General features: G+C 71.9%; 16 protein-coding genes. 10 read left to right on the top strand and 6 right to left on the bottom strand.

Annotation, left to right across the window (positions count from 1 at the left end; all coding sequences use genetic code 11):
- The first annotated feature begins 109 nt into the window (after positions 1 to 109).
- From guaB to AC3DE3_RS09505, 3 genes are all read left to right on the top strand, one after another.
- Positions 110 to 1,645, top strand: a complete 1,536-nt coding sequence (gene guaB, locus AC3DE3_RS09515; protein WP_260487025.1) for an IMP dehydrogenase — start codon at positions 110 to 112, stop codon at positions 1,643 to 1,645.
- Positions 1,646 to 1,651: 6 nt separating this feature from the next.
- Positions 1,652 to 2,791, top strand: a complete 1,140-nt coding sequence (locus tag AC3DE3_RS09510; RefSeq protein ID WP_260487024.1) for a GuaB3 family IMP dehydrogenase-related protein — start codon at positions 1,652 to 1,654, stop codon at positions 2,789 to 2,791.
- Between the two features lie 120 nt (positions 2,792 to 2,911).
- Positions 2,912 to 4,675, top strand: coding sequence for an FAD-dependent oxidoreductase (locus AC3DE3_RS09505; RefSeq protein ID WP_260487023.1), 1,764 nt, complete (start codon positions 2,912 to 2,914; stop codon positions 4,673 to 4,675).
- Between the two features lie 15 nt (positions 4,676 to 4,690).
- Here AC3DE3_RS09505 and AC3DE3_RS09500 read toward each other — a convergent pair whose 3' ends face one another.
- Positions 4,691 to 6,085, bottom strand: a complete 1,395-nt coding sequence (locus tag AC3DE3_RS09500; protein ID WP_488369829.1) for a WS/DGAT/MGAT family O-acyltransferase — start codon at positions 6,083 to 6,085, stop codon at positions 4,691 to 4,693.
- 12 nt (positions 6,086 to 6,097) lie between these two features.
- Complete coding sequence (locus AC3DE3_RS09495; protein ID WP_488369790.1) at positions 6,098 to 7,573, bottom strand: WS/DGAT/MGAT family O-acyltransferase; 1,476 nt, start codon at positions 7,571 to 7,573, stop codon at positions 6,098 to 6,100.
- 131 nt (positions 7,574 to 7,704) lie between these two features.
- Between AC3DE3_RS09495 and guaA the strand changes: the two genes are divergently transcribed.
- On the top strand, positions 7,705 to 9,318 hold the full coding sequence (guaA, locus tag AC3DE3_RS09490; RefSeq protein WP_312027422.1) for a glutamine-hydrolyzing GMP synthase: 1,614 nt from the start codon (positions 7,705 to 7,707) through the stop codon (positions 9,316 to 9,318).
- Between the two features lie 32 nt (positions 9,319 to 9,350).
- On the opposite strand, the gene AC3DE3_RS09485 is transcribed toward guaA, so the two are convergent.
- Together AC3DE3_RS09485 and AC3DE3_RS09480 are read right to left on the bottom strand one after the other, a co-directional pair.
- Positions 9,351 to 9,725, bottom strand: a complete 375-nt coding sequence (locus tag AC3DE3_RS09485; RefSeq protein ID WP_260487021.1) for a hypothetical protein — start codon at positions 9,723 to 9,725, stop codon at positions 9,351 to 9,353.
- Positions 9,722 to 10,954 (bottom strand): PspC domain-containing protein, encoded by a 1,233-nt coding sequence (locus AC3DE3_RS09480; protein ID WP_488369789.1) that lies wholly within the window; start codon positions 10,952 to 10,954, stop codon positions 9,722 to 9,724. Before AC3DE3_RS09480 ends, AC3DE3_RS09485 begins: the two co-directional genes overlap by 4 nt.
- Before the next feature lie 123 nt (positions 10,955 to 11,077).
- On the opposite strand from AC3DE3_RS09480, the gene AC3DE3_RS09475 reads away from it, so the two are divergent.
- The 3 genes from AC3DE3_RS09475 to AC3DE3_RS09465 all read left to right on the top strand — a co-directional run bounded on the left by AC3DE3_RS09475 (position 11,078) and on the right by AC3DE3_RS09465 (position 13,803).
- Entirely contained in the window at positions 11,078 to 12,358 is a 1,281-nt protein-coding gene (locus AC3DE3_RS09475; protein ID WP_260487019.1) for an ATP-binding protein, read from the top strand.
- On the top strand, positions 12,355 to 13,098 hold the full coding sequence (locus AC3DE3_RS09470; protein ID WP_312027421.1) for a LuxR C-terminal-related transcriptional regulator: 744 nt from the start codon (positions 12,355 to 12,357) through the stop codon (positions 13,096 to 13,098). The genes AC3DE3_RS09475 and AC3DE3_RS09470 overlap by 4 nt, the downstream gene beginning before the upstream one ends.
- A gap of 84 nt (positions 13,099 to 13,182) precedes the next feature.
- The gene (locus AC3DE3_RS09465) at positions 13,183 to 13,803 is read left to right on the top strand and encodes an SGNH/GDSL hydrolase family protein (protein WP_260487018.1); all 621 of its coding nucleotides are present in this window, start codon (positions 13,183 to 13,185) and stop codon (positions 13,801 to 13,803) included.
- On the opposite strand, the gene AC3DE3_RS09460 is transcribed toward AC3DE3_RS09465, so the two are convergent.
- Positions 13,800 to 14,201, bottom strand: a complete 402-nt coding sequence (locus AC3DE3_RS09460) for a DUF6157 family protein (protein WP_260487016.1) — start codon at positions 14,199 to 14,201, stop codon at positions 13,800 to 13,802. The genes AC3DE3_RS09465 and AC3DE3_RS09460 overlap by 4 nt on opposite strands.
- Before the next feature lie 116 nt (positions 14,202 to 14,317).
- Here AC3DE3_RS09460 and AC3DE3_RS09455 point away from each other — a divergent pair, with 116 nt between their 5' ends.
- On the top strand, positions 14,318 to 14,464 hold the full coding sequence (locus AC3DE3_RS09455) for a hypothetical protein (RefSeq protein ID WP_260487015.1): 147 nt from the start codon (positions 14,318 to 14,320) through the stop codon (positions 14,462 to 14,464).
- Between the two features lies 1 nt (position 14,465).
- On the opposite strand, the gene AC3DE3_RS09450 is transcribed toward AC3DE3_RS09455, so the two are convergent.
- Positions 14,466 to 15,419: an L-lactate dehydrogenase gene (locus tag AC3DE3_RS09450; RefSeq protein ID WP_488369788.1), complete on the bottom strand. Its 954-nt coding sequence runs from the start codon at positions 15,417 to 15,419 to the stop codon at positions 14,466 to 14,468.
- A 452-nt stretch (positions 15,420 to 15,871) separates the two neighbouring features.
- Here AC3DE3_RS09450 and AC3DE3_RS09445 point away from each other — a divergent pair, with 452 nt between their 5' ends.
- Both AC3DE3_RS09445 and AC3DE3_RS09440 read left to right on the top strand, forming a co-directional pair.
- The gene (locus AC3DE3_RS09445; protein ID WP_488369787.1) at positions 15,872 to 16,429 is read left to right on the top strand and encodes a hypothetical protein; all 558 of its coding nucleotides are present in this window, start codon (positions 15,872 to 15,874) and stop codon (positions 16,427 to 16,429) included.
- Positions 16,426 to 18,078, top strand: a complete 1,653-nt coding sequence (locus tag AC3DE3_RS09440; protein WP_488369786.1) for a DNA polymerase Y family protein — start codon at positions 16,426 to 16,428, stop codon at positions 18,076 to 18,078. The genes AC3DE3_RS09445 and AC3DE3_RS09440 overlap by 4 nt, the downstream gene beginning before the upstream one ends.
- Positions 18,079 to 18,106 lie beyond the last annotated feature (28 nt).

Here is an 18,106-nt window from a genome sequence, read left to right as displayed (position 1 = left end):
TCCACCGTACCCGTGACCACGGTCTCACGGGGTCGACGGTTCGAGTCGCGGCCCCCGGAACCACTATCCTCGGAAGTCAGTACATAGACGACCCCCAGGAGGACGGCAGATGAGCGAGTCGAATGGCCCCGTGCGTACCGGCGGCGACGACCCGACCAAGGTCGCGATGGTGGGCCTGACGTTCGACGACGTTCTCCTCCTCCCGGCCGCGTCCGAGGTGGTCCCCAGTGAGGTCGACACCAGCACCCGGCTGACCCGGGACATCACCCTCCGGGTGCCCCTGATCTCGTCGGCGATGGATACCGTGACCGAGGCCCGCATGGCGATCGCCATGGCCCGTCAGGGCGGGATCGGAGTCCTCCACCGGAACCTCTCCGTGGGGGATCAGGCCGCCCAGGTCGAGACCGTCAAGCGGTCCGAGGCGGGCATGGTCACCGATCCGGTGACCTGCGCGCCCAGCGACACCCTCGCCGAGGTCGACGAGAAGTGCGCCCGCTACCGCATCTCGGGTCTGCCGGTCACGGACGAGCGCGGCGAGCTGGTCGGCATCATCACCAACCGCGACATGCGGTTCGAGATGGACAAGTCCCGGCGGGTCGACGAGGTCATGACCCGGGCACCCCTGGTGGTCGCGCGTGAAGGGGTCACCGCGGAGGCGGCGCTCGGCCTGCTGCGCCGGCACAAGATCGAGAAGCTGCCGATCGTGGATGGTGACGGGCGCCTGACCGGGCTCATCACGGTCAAGGACTTCGTCAAGACGGAGAAGCATCCCGACGCCACCAAGGACTCGGACGGCCGTCTGCGCGTGGCCGCCGCCATCGGTACGGGGGAGGACGCCTGGCAGCGTGCCGGGGCCCTCACCGACGCCGGGGTGGACGCGCTGGTCGTCGACACCGCCCATGCCCACAACCGCAACGCCCTCGACATGGTCGCCAGGGTGAAGCGTGAGCTCGGTGACCGTGTGCAGGTGATCGGTGGCAACCTCGCGACCCGTGGCGCCGCGCAGGCGATGATCGACGCGGGCGCGGACGCCATCAAGGTGGGCATCGGTCCCGGCTCGATCTGCACCACCCGCGTGGTCGCGGGTGTGGGCGCCCCGCAGATCACGGCGATCCTCGAGGCCTCGGTGGCGGCGAAGGCGGCGGGCATCCCCGTCATCGCCGACGGCGGTATGCAGTACTCCGGTGACGTGGCCAAGGCGATCGCCGCCGGCGCGTCCTCCTGCATGTTCGGCTCGCTGCTCGCCGGGTGCACCGAATCGCCGGGCGAGCTGATCTTCGTGGACGGCAAGCAGTACAAGGTCTACCGCGGCATGGGCTCGCTGGGCGCGATGCGCGGGCGCGGCAAACCCGGGCAGGAGAAGTCGTTCTCCAAGGACCGGTACTTCCAGGACGATGTGCTGTCCGAGGAGAAGCTGGTGCCCGAGGGCATCGAGGGGCGGGTCCCGTACCGGGGGGACGTCGGCCAGGTGCTCCACCAGCTCGCCGGCGGGCTGCGTGCGGGCATGGGCTACACCGGTGCGGCCACCATCCCGGAGATGAACCGCGCCCAGTTCGTCCAGATCACGGCCGCGGGGCTCCGGGAGAGCCACCCGCACGCGATCCAGATGACGGTCGAGGCCCCCAACTACAACGTCAAGGACTGAAGTCGCGTGCGCAACGTCGTGGAGATCGGCCTGGGTCGCGAGGCCCGTCGTATGTACGGACTGGGCGAGGTCGACATCGTCCCTTCCCGCCGCACCCGTAGCTCCAAGGAGGTGTCCACCGCCTGGCAGATCGACGCCTACCAGATGGACATCCCCGTGATGACCCACCCGACCGACGCGGTGGTCTCCCCGTCCTCGGCGGTGGAGTTCTCCAAGCTCGGTGGTCTGGCCGTCCTCAACGGTGAGGGACTCTGGGCCCGCCACGCGGATCCCGATGCGGTGATCGCCGAGCTGCGGGAGCTGGCCTTGGACGACGTGACCGGGCACCGGGCCGTGGCGCGGCTGCAGGAGCTGCACCGTGCGCCCATCGACCGCGAGCTCCTCGCCGCCGCGGTCCACCGCATCCGGGACGAGGGCGCGACCGTCGCGGTGCGGGTCTCGCCGCAGCACGCGCGCGAGCTCACCCCGGGACTCGTCGCGGCCGGGATCGACATGCTGGTCGTGCAGGGCACCATCATCTCGGCCGAGCACGTCAGCGGCGAGGACGCCCCTCTCGACCTCAGGGAGTTCATCGGGGGCCTGGACGTCCCGGTGATCGCCGGCGGCGTGGTCGACTACAAGACCGCGCTGCACCTCATGCGCACCGGTGCGGCCGGCGTGATCGTGGGGTACGGCGGCGTCGACGGCATCACGACGACCGGCCAGGTGCTCGGTATGGAGGTGCACATGGCCACCGCGATCGCCGACGCGGCCGCGGCCCGCCGGGACTACCTGGACGAGACCGGGGGCCGCTACGTCCACGTGCTGGCGGACGGTGACATCTACACCTCCGGCGACATCGCCCGCGCAGTGGCGTGCGGCGCCGACGCCGTGGTCCTGGGACCCCTCCTGGCGGGGTCTCTGGAGTCCCCGGGCCGAGGCGTCTACTGGGATGCGGTCTCGGCTCACCCCAAGGTGCCGCGGGGGCACGTGTCCGAGGTGGAGGACGAGACGGCCCTGGCGCCGCTGGCAGAGGTCCTCGAGGGGCCGACCAGCGTCCCGGACGGCACCCGGAACCTCATGGGTGGCCTGCGTCGGGCCATGGCCAAGTGCGGCTACTCCGATGTCAAGGGATTCCAGAAGGTGGACCTGTCCGTCCGGCCCTGACCGTCCGACGCCGCATCTCTCACGTTCACCGCGTGGACAAATCAGGGGCTACTGTCGGGTAGGTTCGATGGTGCTCGGGTACTGTGATGCCCACCATCGACCACCCCTGGGAGTTGCACCATGACGTCGCACGCACAGTCGATCCCGACCGACGCCCCCTCCACTCCGACCGACACCGATGTCGTCGTCATCGGTTCCGGCTTCGGCGGCAGTGTCACGGCCCTGCGGCTGTCGGAGAAGGGGTACCGCGTCACGGTGATCGAGGCGGGCCGCCGTTTCGAGGACGCCGACCTGCCCAAGACATCCTGGCGTCTCAACCGCTACGTGTGGGCGCCCAAACTCAAGCTGTTCGGGATCCAGCGCGTCCACATGATGCGTGACGTGATGATCCTCGCCGGCGCGGGTGTCGGCGGCGGGTCCCTCAACTACGCCAACACCCTGTACAAGCCGACCGGTCAGTTCTTCAAGGACCGGCAGTGGGGCCACATCACGGACTGGGAGGAGGAACTCACCCCGTTCTACGACCAGGGCCGCCGCATGCTGGGCGTGGTCACCAACCCCACGCACACCCATTCGGACGAGGTCATGAAGAAGGTCGCCCGCGACATGGGCGCCGAGGACACCTTCGTCTACACCCCGGTCGGTGTGTTCTTCGGGGAGAAGACGGGCGGGCAGGGCAAACCCGGCGAGCGGGTCCCCGATCCGTACTTCGGCGGGGTGGGTCCGGACCGTAACGCGTGCATCGAGTGCGGCGAGTGCATGACCGGCTGCCGTCACAACGCCAAGAACACGCTGATGAAGAACTACCTGGCCCTGGCCGAGCGTGCGGGAACCCGCATCCTGGACCGGACCACGGTCAGCGACCTGCGCGAGCGGGGCGACGGCACGTGGGAGATCACCCTCGAGCGGACGGGCGCCTGGACGCGCCGCGGGAAGCGCACCACGACGGTGACCGCCGGTCAGGTCGTCGTGGCGGCCGGCACCTGGGGCACCCAGCACCTGCTCCACTACGCCAAGGACTCGGGCTCACTTCCCAGGCTCTCGGATGCGATCGGTCGGCTCACCCGCACCAACTCCGAGGCGATCCTCGGGGCGATGCGACCGAACTACAAGCCGGAGCAGGACTTCTCCGAGGGCGTGGCCATCACGTCGTCGTTCCATCCCCGCCCCGACACCCACATCGAACCGGTCCGGTACGGCAAGGGCTCCAACGCCATCGCCATCCTGCAGACCCTGCTGACGGACGGTGACGGGCCGCTCCCGCGGTGGCGCACCCTGCTGAACGAGGTCCGGCGCGAGCCCCGGATGTTCCTCCAGCTGTTCTACCTGCGCCGCTGGAGCCAGCGTTCGGTGATCGCGCTCGTGATGCAGAATCTGGACAACTCGCTGCAGACCTACGTCAAGCGCGTCGGCCCGTTCAGGTACGTCACCAGCAAGCAGGGCCACGGCGAGCCCAACCCCACCTGGATCCCCGCCGGCAACGAGGCGACCCGGAAGATCGCCGAGGAGATCGGCGGCCTACCCGGGGGCACGTGGGGTGAGATCGCCAACATCCCGCTCACCGCCCACTTCCTCGGCGGGTGCGTGATCTCGGATTCGCCCGAGACCGGGGTGGTGGATCCGTACCACCGCGTGTGGAACTACCCCACGATGCACATCGTGGACGGCTCGGCGATCTCCGCCAACCTCGGCGTGAACCCGGCGCTCAGCATCACCGCCCAGGCCGAACGTGCCATGTCGCTGTGGCCCAACAAGGGTGAGGCGGACCCGCGCCCGGTCCAGGGTGAGGAGTACCGCCGCCTCTCGCCGGTCCCGCCCGTGTCGCCGATGGTTCCGGAGGCCGCCCCGGGAGCGCTGCGGCTGCCGATCGTCGAGGTCAGCTGACGGACGCCCCGTCGGTCAGGGCGCGGTGAGCTCGACCAGCTCATCGAGCGCGGCGGTGATGCCGCGGGCCACCGCGTCCGGGTCCGGCACGAGGTGCTCGCACGAGATCACGCCTAGGTCGAGGCGCCCGTCGGTCGACAGGCTGGTCACGGACAACCCCGCACCGTGCAGCAGCGGGCCGAAGGGGTGCATGTGGGTGATCCGCGCGCCGAGGAAGTAGAGGGCGTGGCGGGGGCCGGGCACGTTGGAGATGATGAGGTTGTAGATCACCGGGTGGACGTCGGCGAGCCTGAGCGACTCGTACGCCCGCATTCCCACATCGAGGACCCAGCGGGGGCTCATCCGGGCCCAGTTGTCCAGCAGGGCCGGTCGGATGCTCGCGGCCTGTCGCTTGGTGGTGTCCGCCGCGGCGGAGATCCGCTCGTACCGTTCGACCGGGTCGGCCACGTCCGTGGCCAGGGACGCGAACATGGCCGACACCTGGTTGGCGCCGCCGGTGGCCAGATCGTCGCGCGTGGACATGGGGACGATCGCCACCATGGGAGGGTCGGGGGCGTCGCCGTGTGCCTCGAGATAGGAGCGGACCGCCCCGCCGACCACGGTGAGCAGGACGTCGTTGACCGTCCCGCCCAGGCGGGCGGTGACCAGCTTGACGGACTGCAGATCGAGCGACGCGGTGGCCAGGGCGCGGTGCGGGGTGAGCGAGTGGTTGAACAGCGTGCGGGGCGCTGTGAACGGGGCGGGCATGGATTCCCCGGCGCCCGCCGGTCCGCGTGCCCGCGTGATCACCGCGGGCACCGACAGGGTCTCGGGGAGTAGACGCAGGAGCGTGAGTGGACGGCCCAGCAGATCGCGGGCGCCGCCGGCTATCAGCTGGAGGGTGTTGGCCCGCCCGACATGCGTGCGCACGAGCGCGGGATCCTGCTCGGGAGTGGTGGCGTCCGTCGCGGCGAGGGTGGAGAGCAACTCGGCGCCCAGCATGCCGTCGATCAGGGAGTGGTGGACCCGGCAGAACGCGCTGACGATCGGTGCGTGGGGCTCGCCCCGTTCGATGACCCAGACCTGCCACAGTGGCCGGGTTCGGTCCAGTGGCGTGGAGGCGAGACGGCCGCACTCCTCCAGCAGTTGGTCCTCGGTGCCGTCCGGGCCGAGCCGGATCAGGCGGACGTGGTGGGAGATGTCGAAGTCGAAGTCCTCGACCCAGGCCGGGTGACCGGGGTTCCACCGGGAGTCGTGGATCCTGCGGCGGAACGGGGGGACGGACTTGACCCGTCGGGCGAGTCCGGACCGGAGGCGCTCGAAGGAGTACCCCTCCTCGATAATGGTCACGTCGAGGTGGACCAGGCCGTTGATCACCATGATCTGCTCGGCGGTCTCGAGGTAGAGGAAGCTCGCGTCGAGCCCGGTCATCCGTTGCACGCGTCAACCCTCCTCGTCCGTCCCGGCCGCCCTGGTGAGCTCGAGCAACCGGTCCATGGCCTCGCGGATCCCGGTGGCGAGGAGGTCGGGGTCGGGCACCAGGTGCTCGCAGGCGTTGATCCCCACGTCGAGTTGACCGTCCACGGACATGGCGGTGACGGACACCCCGGAGCCGTGCATGAGGGGGCCGAGCGGGTACATGTGGGTGACCCGGGCCCCGAGGAAGTCCAGTCCCTCGCGGGGGCCGGGGATGTTCGACACGACGAGGTTGTGCACGACCGGGTGGAGGTCCGCCAGGTGGAAGTCTCCGTAGATCCGCATCAGCAGCTGCAGGGTCCGGGCGGGGGCGAGCGTGGCGACGTCCTGGATGAGGTCCGGACGCATGCCGTTCTTCGACTGCTTCTTGCCCCGGCTGGTGCGGGCGGAGATGGCGCGCAGGCGCTCGAGCGGGTCGGCGATGTCGGTCCCCAGGGACGCGAACAGGACGGTCACCCGGTTGTTGCCCTGGGTTCCCTCGACATCGCGGGTGGAGACGGGGACCACCGCGACGAGCGACTTGTCCGGCAGGTCGTCGTGGGAGCGCAGATACCGTCGGAGTCCGCCGCCCATCACCGCGAGGTAGACGTCGTTGACGGTCACGCCGAACGCGTCCTTGATCTCGGTGATCTCGCCGAGGTCGAGGGAGGCGCCCCAGACGGCCCGGTGGGGGGTGATCGTGGCGTTGAACCGGGTGCGGGGTGCGGTGAACGGTGCGGCCTTGGGGACGACGACGAGGTCGTCGGTCTCCGCGACCGTGCCCGTCGCGTCCGCGGCCGACTCCGCCGACTTCTTCTTTGTCGCCGTGGATCTGCGCAGGGCGAAGGGGAGCCCGACGACCTCGGGGACGAGCCGGGCCAGGGTCAGCGGGCGGCGTACGGAGAAGTCCCACCACCCGCCGGCCAGGAGCCGGATGGGGTTGGCGCTGCCCGCCTGGACGCGCACGAGGTCGAGGTCGCGGGCGGAGGGTCGCTTTCCGGCGGCGCCGAACTTGCGGAGGATGGAGGCGCCGTTGGCGCCGTCCAGGATGGCGTGGTGGGCGCGGAAGTACACGACGACGGTGTCCGGGTCGGCGAGCCGCTCGAGGATCCACATCTCCCACAGCGGGCGTGACCTGTCGAGCGGGCGACTGCCGAGGGTGCCGCACATCTCGAACACCGCGCGGTCGTCTCCGGGGTGGTCCACGTCGACGCGGCGGACGTGCGCGGTGATGTCGAGGTCGTATTCCTCCACCCACGCGGGGTGTCCGAGGTTGAGCGGGGAATCGTAGATCTTGCGGCGCAGTTCGGGCAGTTCCTTGATCCGGCGGCCGAGCTCTGTCCGGAGCCACTCGAAGGAGTACTCGACCTCGAGGTCGGCGACGTCGATGAACAGGATCCCGCCCACCACGAGGGGCTGCTGGGCGGTTTCCAGGTACAGCAGGCTCGCGTCGAAACCGGTCATTCGTTCCATCGGTGCCCTCTCGCTCTGTCGGGCCCGGGCCGGCCGGGGTCATGGTGGAGTTCATTGTGAACCGCAGCACGGGGGATGTGGTCGAGTTCGGCGGATGGGCCGCGGGGCCTAGACTCGACCCCGTGGCCGAGAACGCACAGACCGACTCCCAGCTCGCCGCCGAGGCGGTGGCACCCCGACCGGTACTCGTGGTGGACTTCGGCGCCCAGTACGCGCAGCTCATCGCTCGCCGCGTGCGCGAGGCGCGCATCTACTCCGAGGTGATCCCGCACACGGCGACGGTGGAGGAGATCCGCGCCAAGGACCCGGTGGCACTGGTGCTGTCCGGTGGGCCCTCCAGCGTCTACGCCGAGGACGCGCCCTCGCTCGATCCAGCGGTCTTCGATCTGGGCCTTCCGGTGTTCGGCATCTGCTACGGCTTCCAGGCGATGGCCGGTGCCCTCGGGGGCGAGGTCGCGCACACGGGCAGCCGCGAGTACGGCCGCACCGACGTGAACGTCTCCGGTGGCGTCCTGCACGCCGGGCTACCGGAGCACCACCCGGTGTGGATGAGCCACGGCGACGCGGTCACGGCCGCGCCGGAGGGGTTCACCGTCACGGCGTCGTCGCCCGGGGCCCCGGTGGCGGCGTTCGAGTGCACCGAGCGCCGGATGGCCGGGGTGCAGTACCACCCGGAGGTCCTGCACTCGCCCCACGGTCAGCAGGTGTTGAGCCGCTTCCTCACCGAGGTCGCCGGGCTCGAGCCGACGTGGACCGCCTCGAACATCGCCGACCAGCTGGTGGAGGCCGTCCGGGAGCAGATCGGCGACGGCCACGCGATCTGCGGACTGTCCGGTGGCGTCGATTCGGCCGTCGCGGCCGCCCTGGTACAGCGTGCGATCGGTGATCGCCTCACCTGCGTGTTCGTCGACCACGGTCTGTTGCGTGCGGGCGAGCGCGAGCAGGTCGAGAACGACTTCGTGGCGGCCACCGGCGCGCGCCTCATCACGCTGGACGACTCCGACGTCTTCCTCGGGCACCTCGCCGACGTCACCGATCCGGAGACCAAGCGCAAGATCATCGGCCGCGAGTTCATCCGGTCCTTCGAGCGGGCGGTGACGCAGGCGCTCGAGCTCCAGGGTTCCGGCGAGTCCGCCGCCTCCTCCGTCGACTTCCTCGTCCAGGGCACCCTCTACCCGGACGTCGTGGAGTCCGGCGGCGGTGCGGGCACGGCCAACATCAAGAGCCACCACAACGTGGGCGGTCTGCCGGACGACGTGGAGTTCACCCTCGTCGAGCCCCTGCGGTTGCTGTTCAAGGACGAGGTCCGCGCAGTGGGCCGCGAACTCGGCCTGCCCGAGGCGATCGTCGGACGCCACCCGTTCCCCGGCCCCGGGCTCGCGATCCGCATCGTCGGCGCCGTGGACCGCGACCGGCTGGAGACCCTGCGCGCGGCGGACGCCATCGTGCGCGAGGAGATGACCGCCGCCGGCCTCGACTCGACCGTGTGGCAGTGCCCGGTGGTGCTGTTGGCCGACGTCCGCTCGGTCGGTGTCCAGGGCGACGGCCGGACCTACGGCCACCCGATCGTCCTGCGACCGGTGAGTTCCGAGGACGCGATGACCGCCGACTGGACGCGCGTGCCGTACGAGACGCTGGCGCTGATCTCCAACCGCATCACCAACGAGGTCCCGGACGTCAACCGGGTCGTGCTGGATGTGACGAGCAAGCCGCCGGGCACCATCGAGTGGGAGTGACCCCACCCCCGCCCGGGTCGTGAACTCGACTGTCAGCGACGCACGACCATGATCAGTCCCACGAGCACGGTGAGGACGAGTGCCGCGGCCAGCAGTACGGTCGGGGTGATCACGGGCGCGCCGAGGATCGCCCACGCGGCGACGCCCAGGGAAGCCAGGCCGGCCACCGCGAGGACCGGTGATCCGGCCCGCCGCCTGTCCGACACCTCGACGGTGCCGGTCCGCGCGGCGGCCGGGGCGATGCCGAAGCCGAGGGGCTCGGGGTCGGTGAACCCGGTGCCGTAGGGCAGGGGTTCGTACAGCGGGTGCAGGGACGGGGACCGGTGGCCGGGCGCGGACTCCGCGTCCCCGTGGGCCCGGTTGCCGTCGGCGGCGGGTGTGTCGCCGGTGGGTGTGTTCGTGTTCATTGGGTGACCTTCACGTTTCCCATGTCGTTGGTGATGTCCAGGGTCAGGACCGGCCCGTCGGTGTCGGCGGGGCGGTCGGGGCAGTCGACGGAGCCGACGTCGGTCCGGCAGGTGGCGTCCACGGCGAGGCCGTCGGGCAGCAGCACCCGCACCTCACCGACCTCGTTGGTGATGCTGTAGCTGCGGTCCTCGTCCAGTTCGAGGCCCCGCATGTCCACGGTGACGGTGCCCAGTTCGTGGGTGACCGGTGTGTCGAGCTGCGTGGGGGAGGTGATCTCCACGCGATGTTCGCCGATGTTCTCCCAACCGCCGGTGGGCACCTGGACGAGAGACGCCAGCAGCACGAACCCGGCGAGCGGGCCGGCCACCACGAGCAGCCCGTGTCCGCGGCGGGTGACGGCGCCCACGAGCAGTCCGCCGGCCACCACCGAGAGGGCGATCGCGGCGATCCGGGTGGCGTCGAGCCAGGTCAGTCCGCCCAATGTGGACAGGCCGACGCTGACGGCGGTCGCGATGAGCGCCAGGCCGAGCGTGACCTTGGTCAGGCGCGAGCGGGGTCGGGTGGGTGCGGCCGGGGCGGGGGCGACGCCCGGCTCGGGCAGATCCCAGGCGAACGGTGCGGCGCCGAGGGGGTCCCACGAGGGCGGGACCGGGGGGCCGAACGGGGCGTCGGGTCCGGAACCGGGCTCCTGGGACGCCCCGGGGGCGCGCCAGGGGCCGGTGCCGGTGGCCGCGCGGGTGTCGCGCGCCGCGGGGGGCCGCACCGCGGAGACCTCCGCCCATCCGGTGGGCGGGACGGGGGTGCGCCGGTGCAGGCCGTACCAGCCGGCGAGCATCGCCGCGATCATGAGGAACCCGGCGCCGACGAGGAGGGTCTCCCCGGAACCGCCGAAGGTGGGGGCGGACAGGAGGACGACGACGACGAGGACCACCGCGGTCACCTTGGAGCCCGACGCCCGGCCCTTCCCCAGGAGCGCCTCGCCGGAGGAGACCTCGTCCCCGGCGGAGCGCAGGAGCAGCCACATCAGTGCGTACAGGAACACTCCCGCCCCACCCCACAGGGCGGCGACGACGAACGCGACGCGGAAGAGGACCGGGTCGATGCCGTAGCGCCGACCGAAGCCGCCGCAGACACCGGCGATCTTGGAATCGTCCGGGGTCCGGACGGGTCGGGTCCGCCACAGTGAGCGGAGCTCTGATGGGAGATCGGTGGTGCTCGTTCTGGACATGCCTCCATCGTGCTCGGCGGGCGCCCGTCGCACATCGGGGTCCGACCCTGATATCCGGACCCCGGGGATCTCGGGGTCGGACCCCGATGCGCCCCCGGGGGGTGATCTGTGACGATGGCGTCCATGAGTGAGAACGCGACCGATCCCGCGCCGGCGGCCGAGGCCCGGCCGCCGTCCCCGGTCGCCCGACCGCCGGCGCGGCCCGCAGCGGTGCCGGCGATCGATTTCCGCTGGTACCCGCGGTTGACCCGGGTCACCGACGGGTCCGTGGTCGCCGGCGTGTGCACGGGCCTGGCCGACCACCTCGGGGTGCGGGTCACCCACGTGCGCCTGGTCATGGTCCTGCTGGCCACGCTCTCGGGTGCCGGCGTGGCCCTGTACTCGGCGCTGTGGGCGCTCACCCCCACCGGGCCCTCCGCGCCCACGCGGCCCGGCGCGGGCCCGGTGGACGAGCGCGAGCGCAGACGGGGCATGGCGCTGGCCGTCATGGCGGTGGCGGGCGCGGTGCTGTCGTTCATGCTGACCACCGCCACGGGCCTGAGCGTCATCGTTCCCGTCCTCGTCGTGGCCCTGGGCGCCGGGCTGGTCTGGCAGCAGTACGACGGTGGGGGACGAGTCGCGCCGCGGTCGGTCTTCGACTGGGCCAGGGTCACCGCAGGGGCCACCCTCGTCGTCGTCGGCCTCGCTGTCGTCGTGCTCGGTCAGGTCGAGCTGGCAGCCCTGCGCTCGTCCCTCCTCGCGGTCGTGGCCACCCTCGTCGGCGTGGGACTGCTCAGCGTGCCCGTCGGACTGCGTCTGTGGCGGTCCCTGGAGGAGGAGCGCGCGGCGCGTATCCGGGAGGCCGAGCGCAGCGACATCGCCTCCCACCTGCACGATTCCGTCCTGCAGACGCTGGCACTCATCCAGAAGCGGTCCGACGACCCGGGCCAGGTGGCGCGGCTGGCCCGCCGCCAGGAACGTGAGCTGCGGCAGTGGCTGTTCGGTGCCGGTTCCCGCATGTCCTCGGGCGCGACGACCTTCGCGGGGGCGGTCGAGGTGATGGTCGGGGATGTCGAGGACGTCTACGGCCTGCGGGTGGACCAGGTCGTGGTGGGTGGCGACGGCCCGGTGGGCGATGCCGGGGAGGCGGTCCTGGGCGCGGTCCGCGAGGCCCTGGTCAACGTCGCCAAGCACGCGGGCGTCGACACCGCCGACGTGTTCGTGGAGAACGACGGCCGCACGCTCAGCGCGTTCGTCCGCGACCGCGGGTGCGGCTTCGACCCGGACGCCGTGGACGGCGACCGCCACGGGCTGGCCCAGTCCATCCGGCATCGTGTGGAGAGCCGCGGTGGGACGGTGCGTGTGCGCAGTACGCTCGGGCGCGGGACGGAGATCGGGATCGAGATGCCGCTGGAGGGCGCATGACGGACGGGCCACGGGACGGGTCGGGGGAGTCGGCGGCGGGTGCCGGCGGGATGTGCCGGGTGTTCCTCGTGGACGACCACGCGGTGTTCCGCAGCGGGGTCCGTGCTGAACTCGCCGGGCAGTCGGCGATCGAGGTCGTCGGCGAGGCGGGGTCGGTCGCCGAGGCCGTGGCCGGTATCGGCCGGGTGCGTCCCGACGTGGTGCTGCTCGACGTGCACATGCCCGACGGCGGCGGGGTGGCCGTGCTGCGCTCGGTCCTGGGCTCCGACCCGGGCGGCGTCGCCGATCCCGCCCGCGCCCCGGAACCGACCTTCCTCGCGTTGAGCGTCTCCGACGCCGCCGAGGACGTCATCGCCGTGATCCGCGCCGGTGCCCGCGGGTACGTCACCAAGACGATCACCGGCGAGGACCTGGCCGACGCCGTGCGTCGTGTCGCCGACGGGGACGCGGTGTTCTCCCCGCGGCTGGCCGGGTTCGTGCTGGACGCGTTCGCCCGCGCCGCCCCCGGGCCCGCCGAGCGCGGTGAACCCGTCCACGACCCCGAGGTCGACTCGCTCACCCCGCGCGAGAAGGAGGTGCTGCGGCTGCTGGCCCGCGGGTACACCTACAAGGAGATCGCCGAGGAGTTGTTCATCTCGGTCAAGACCGTGGAGACCCACGCCTCCAACGTCCTGCGCAAGACCCAGCAGTCCAACCGGCACGCGCTGACCCGCTGGGCGCAGTCCCGGCACCTGGACTGATCGCCCGCGCCGACCCGGCCGACCGGGGTGACTTCTCGTCCGGGTCGGCTCCGCGCACCCGCCCGGACCGATACCGTGGCGGGGGTGAGCGAACTGCGTGACCTGCCCGTCTGCATCATCGGCGATTCGTTCGTGGCAGGTTACGGCGATGACACGGGTCGCGGCTGGACCGCGCACCTGGTCGAGGCGGGTCCAGGGGCCGGGCTGCACATCCTCGCCGCGGTCGCCGGGATCGGCGGTGACACCTCCGAGATGATCCTGGCCCGCTGGGACGAGGTCGACCGTCGGCGGGCGGCCTTCCCCACCACCGCGGTGATCGCCGAGTTCGGCGTCAACGACGTCATGGAGCACGGGGGCGGGTTGCGCGTCGGGGAGGCGGGCACCGCCGCGGCGCTGCGCGGGATGATCGACCGGGCCCCCGAGGGGCGGTTCCTCGTGGTGGGGCCGCCGCCGGTCGTGTGGGATGAGGTCAACGAGCGGATCGCCGCCCGGGCCGAGGTCATGGCGCAGGTGTGCGACGAGGCCGGGGTGCCGTTCGTGCCGACCTTCGACGTGCTGGTGGCGGGTGGGGCGTGGATGCGCGAGGTCGCCGCGGGCGACGGCGCCCACCCCGGGCCCGGCGGGTACGAACAGTTCGCGCAGGTGATCTCCGGTCCGGTCCTGGAGTGGTTACGCCTCCTCCCGGACGTCGAGCCGGGCTACTAGCGGGAACTCTTCATGGCGGCCCTGACCGTCACCGTCGGGTCGGCCTCGAGTTCGGCCACGCGCTCGGAGCCCATGGGCAGCAGCGCGATGCGCCCGTCGGAGTCGAAGTGCAGGGCCCAGCCGTAGGTCTTGGCCAGCGGGGAGGTGCGCAGGCACGGCTGGCCTTTGGAGAAGAACCGTTCGCGTTCGGCGGCGCGGTCGGCCTCCGCTACGCCCCGGCGCCGGCAGTGCACGTCGAAGATCAGGTCGTCGCTCGTCCACGTGTAGTCCTCGCCCGAGAGGCGTTCGTACTGCAGCTCGGCGACCGATCCCTTCCCGGAGGGCGGGGCGGTCGCCGTCACGGCCCTGGTGTCGGGGGCGGGCAGGATCAGCGTGTCGGTGTAGTGGGTGGTGTGCACGACGACCCTCTGTTCCTGTAGTGGTTCCGCGCGTCCGGTCGTCCCGGCGGTGCGGTGATGGTGTCCGGTAATCTGATTCTCGCCGTACGCCCCGTGCGGCGGGAGGAGAACGAGGAATGACCAACCCGCAGAACTCTGACCACACCGACGACGCGTCCGCCGACCCGGACGAGAGGGACAACCGCCCGGATTCCAAGGACGAGCTCGTCGACGAGTTGGGCGAGGAGTCGTTCCCGGCCAGTGATCCCCCCGGCGCGCTCTGAGTCAGCGCAGGATCTCGAACTGTTCGGACACCGCCCGCAGCGCACTCGCGCTGCGGGCGAACTGTTCGCGTTCGGTGGTGTCGAGCTCCAGCTCCACCACCCGCTGGACGCCGGTCCGCCCGATCACCGCGGGCACCCCGATGTAGATCCCGTCCTGGTCGTACTCGCCCCGCAGCAGGGTGGACACCGGCAGCGAGACCTGTTCGTTGCGCACCACGGCCCGGGTGATGCGGGCCAGGCCCATCCCGATGCCGTAGCTGGTCGACCCCTTGGAGTCGATGATCCGGTAGGCGGCGTCCCGGGTCTCGTCGAAGATCTGCGTGAGCCGTTCCCGTGTGGCGGGGTCGCCCTCCAGGTCGCCCCGTAGCGGCACCCCGGAGACGTTGGCGGAGGAGAAGACCGGCAGTTCGGTGTCCCCGTGTTCCCCGATGATGGAGGCGTGCACGCTCATCGGGGCCACGTCGTAGTACTGGCCCAACATGAACCGGAAGCGTGCCGAGTCGAGGATCGTGCCGGAACCGATGACCTGCGCGGACGGTAGCCCGGAGTAGCGCCACGAGGCCTGGGTGAGGATGTCGACGGGGTTGGTCGCCACCAGCAGGATGCCGTCGAAACCCGTCGTCATGATGTCTCCGACGATCCTCTCGAACAGCGCCATGTTCCTGCCCACCAGATCGAGACGCGTCTCGCCGGGTCGCTGGGCTGCGCCGGCGCAGATGACCACCATGGTGGCGTCGGTGCAGTCGGCGTAGGTGCCCTCGGTGACGAGGGTGGGGGAGGGCGCCCACACGACCCCGTGGTTGAGGTCCATGACCTCGCCGACGAGTTTGTCGTGGTCGATGTCGATGATGGCCAGGTGGTCGGCCAGCCCCTGGTTGACGAGCGCATAGGCGTAGGCGATGCCCACGTCCCCGGCGCCGATGAGCACGATGCGGTTCCCGACGGAGGCTCTCATGGTCACCGAGGGTAGGCGGTCGGGCGGATGGCGGGGACGACGACGAGGATCACCCGTCTCGAACAGGTGTTCTTGCGTGGTGTCGTACCCGTGGTGTTCACTGTTCCCGTGATCGAAAAGTAGTTCGATTCACGTGGTCGACGGCGTGTCGTGCATGACGGGAGGTTCTGACGATGGTAGTGGACGCTGCTGCTGTTGCCGATCTGTCCGATCTCGACACGGCCGCGCGGGTCGCGGAGCTGCGGCGACGCCTGGCCGCGATGCCGGGCGGGGGCCCGTCCGCGGCCGCCCGCTCGACGGTGCCCGCGGCGACTGCCCCGGTGGTCGGCGCCGGTCGCGGAGCGTCCGTCGCCCCCGCCCCTGTCGGGGCTGCTGAGCCTACGGGGTCCGGCGCACCCGTCTCCGTTCCGGTCCCTGGGGCCACTGCGGTCCCTGGGGTCCCGGTGTCCGCGGTGGCTGTGCCGGATGTGGCCGCGCCGGGTGTGGCGGTGCCGGCCTCCGTGGCGCACCTGTTGCCGGGCGGGGTGCTGCCCGCTGGCCGCGTCACGGCGGTCTCCGGTAGCGCGACCCTCCGGGTGGGCCTGCTCGCCGCGGCCACGGCCGCCGGCGCGAGATGCGCGGTGGTCGGATGGCCGGAGCTCGGGGTGGCCGCGGTGGCCGAACAGGGGGGCCGGCTGGACTGCCTGGCGCTGGTCCCGGACCCCGGGCCGGATCCCGCGGCGGTGGTGTCCGTGCTGCTCGACGGCCTGGATCTGGTCCTGCTCGGGCCCGGTGTCGCGGCCGTGGCCCCGTCGCGAGCCCGCGTGCTCGCCGGTCGGGTGCGAGCGGCCGGCGCGGTGTTGCTCGTGGGTGCGGGGTGGCCCGGGGCGGAGCTGACGCTGGCGGGTCGGCACTGTCGCTACGGCGGCCTGGGTGCGGGCGCGGGTCGGTTGGCCTCGGTCTCCACCCTGGTGCGCTGTTCCGGCCGGGCGACGCCCGGCCGGACCGCGGAGTGGGTGGCGGCGGGATGAGCGCCCGGGTCATGGCGGTGTGGTGCCCGGACTGGCCGACGGTCGCGGCGGCCCGGGCCGAGGGGCACGGGCTGCATCTGCCGTTGGCGGTCGTCGGGCCCCGTGGGGTGCTGGCGTGCAACGCCGTCGCCCGGGCGGTCGGGGTGCGTCGCGGGCTGCGTCGGCGCGAAGCGCAGTTCCGCTGCCCCGAGCTCGTGGTGGTCGAGGCCGATCCGGCCCGGGACGCCGCGTGGTTCGAGCCCGTGGTGCAGGCGCTCGACGCCGTGGTCCCGGGCATCGAGGTCCTGCGTCCCGGACTGTTCGTGTTCTCCGCGGCCGGGGCCCTGCGCTTCCACGGTGGGGTCGAGGAGGTCGTCACCCGGGTCGTGGACGCGGTGGCGGCCGCCGGTGCGGAGTGTCAGGTGGGGCTCGCGGACGAGTTGCCCACGGCGGTGCTCGGCGCCCGCGGGTCGGCACTGCTCGAGCCGGGCGGGGATGCGGGTTACCTGGCCGGGCTGCCCGTGGACGCGCTCGTGGTGGAACCCGCGTTGGGTGAGCCCGAGGTGCTGTCCGAGCTGGTCGGGTTGCTGCACCGCCTCGGGGTCCGCACGCTCGGTGACTTCGCCGCGCTCCCGCCGCGGGACGTGGCCACCCGCTTCGGGGAGGCCGGTGCGGTGGCGCACCGCATCGCCCGTGCCGTCCCGTGGCGGCCTCCCTCGGTGTCCGCGGTGCCCACGGGCTCGGCGGTCGAGCACCGGTGCGATCCGCCCCTGGAGCGGGTCGACGAGGCCGCCTTCCTCGGCCGTCGGCTGGCGGGGGAGCTGCACGCCGTGCTCGCCGCCGCCGGGGTCTCGTGCCTGCGGTTGTCCATCACCGCCCGGGTCGAGGGCGGGGCGGAGGTCAACCGGGTGTGGCGGTGCTCGTCGCCGCTGACCCCGGAGGGCACCGCTGACCGGCTCCGCTGGCAGCTCGAGGGCTGGCTCACCGGCACCGCGATCGCCGGCGGGGCAGGGGGAGCGGTCACCGCTCTGGTGCTGGAGCCTGTGGAGGTCGTCCCCGCGGGCCGTGTCCAGGAGGGGTTGTGGGGTGAGGCCGGGCTCGCGGAGGCCCGCGTCCACCGTGCGCTCGTCCGGGTCCAGGGACTGCTCGGACCCGAGGCGGTCCGTGTCCCCGTGGAGGTGGGCGGCCGCGGCCCGACCGACCGCGTCCGGTCCCTGCCGTACGGCGACGCCCCGGCAGAGCCCGCCGCCCGCGGTCCGTGGCCGGGAGCGCTGCCCGCGCCCTCGCCGTCGGTGGTGTGGCCGGGCCCGGGCTATCGGTTGGAGATCCGCGAGAGCGTCGACCCCGGGGCCGCGGTGGTGGCACGGGTGTCTCTCACCGGGGGCGTCGTACTGCGGAGCGCGGCAGGGGAGGCCGTCGGGGTGACCCTGCGGGGCCTCCTCGGTGGCCGGCCCACCGTCATCGAGGTGGGCGGCCGTCGGTGTGCGTTGCTCGGCTGGTCACGGCCGTGGCCCATCGACGAGGCCTGGTGGGAGCCCACGCCCGACGGCGCGCCCCGCAGACCTCGGGCCCGCATGCAGGTCGTCCCCGAGCGCGCGGCCGCATTGTTGCTCTGCGGCGTGCTCGGGGACGAGCAGGGCCGCTGGATCGTCGAAGGAGTCTACGAATGAGCCGCCCACGATCAGTCGGGCCGGGGAC

The organism is Dietzia sp. IBK-p2-16D, from assembly GCF_057773085.1.
This window is presented reverse-complemented; position numbering and strand designations above follow the sequence as displayed.

What these genes read in the sequence shown, in the direction of transcription:
- AC3DE3_RS09440 (WP_488369786.1), top strand. Translation starts at nt 16,426, where the DNA reads ATGAGCGCCCGGGTCATGGCGGTGTGGTGCCCGGACTGGCCGACGGTC.
- AC3DE3_RS09485 (WP_260487021.1), bottom strand. Translation starts at nt 9,725, where the DNA reads ATGAACACGAACACACCCACCGGCGACACACCCGCCGCCGACGGCAAC.
- AC3DE3_RS09495 (WP_488369790.1), bottom strand. Translation starts at nt 7,573, where the DNA reads ATGACCGGTTTCGACGCGAGCCTGCTGTACCTGGAAACCGCCCAGCAG.
- AC3DE3_RS09470 (WP_312027421.1), top strand. Translation starts at nt 12,355, where the DNA reads ATGACGGACGGGCCACGGGACGGGTCGGGGGAGTCGGCGGCGGGTGCC.
- AC3DE3_RS09475 (WP_260487019.1), top strand. Translation starts at nt 11,078, where the DNA reads ATGAGTGAGAACGCGACCGATCCCGCGCCGGCGGCCGAGGCCCGGCCG.
- AC3DE3_RS09455 (WP_260487015.1), top strand. Translation starts at nt 14,318, where the DNA reads ATGACCAACCCGCAGAACTCTGACCACACCGACGACGCGTCCGCCGAC.
- AC3DE3_RS09500 (WP_488369829.1), bottom strand. Translation starts at nt 6,085, where the DNA reads ATGACCGGGCTCGACGCGAGCTTCCTCTACCTCGAGACCGCCGAGCAG.
- AC3DE3_RS09480 (WP_488369789.1), bottom strand. Translation starts at nt 10,954, where the DNA reads ATGTCCAGAACGAGCACCACCGATCTCCCATCAGAGCTCCGCTCACTG.
- guaB (WP_260487025.1), top strand. Translation starts at nt 110, where the DNA reads ATGAGCGAGTCGAATGGCCCCGTGCGTACCGGCGGCGACGACCCGACC.
- AC3DE3_RS09505 (WP_260487023.1), top strand. Translation starts at nt 2,912, where the DNA reads ATGACGTCGCACGCACAGTCGATCCCGACCGACGCCCCCTCCACTCCG.
- AC3DE3_RS09450 (WP_488369788.1), bottom strand. Translation starts at nt 15,419, where the DNA reads ATGAGAGCCTCCGTCGGGAACCGCATCGTGCTCATCGGCGCCGGGGAC.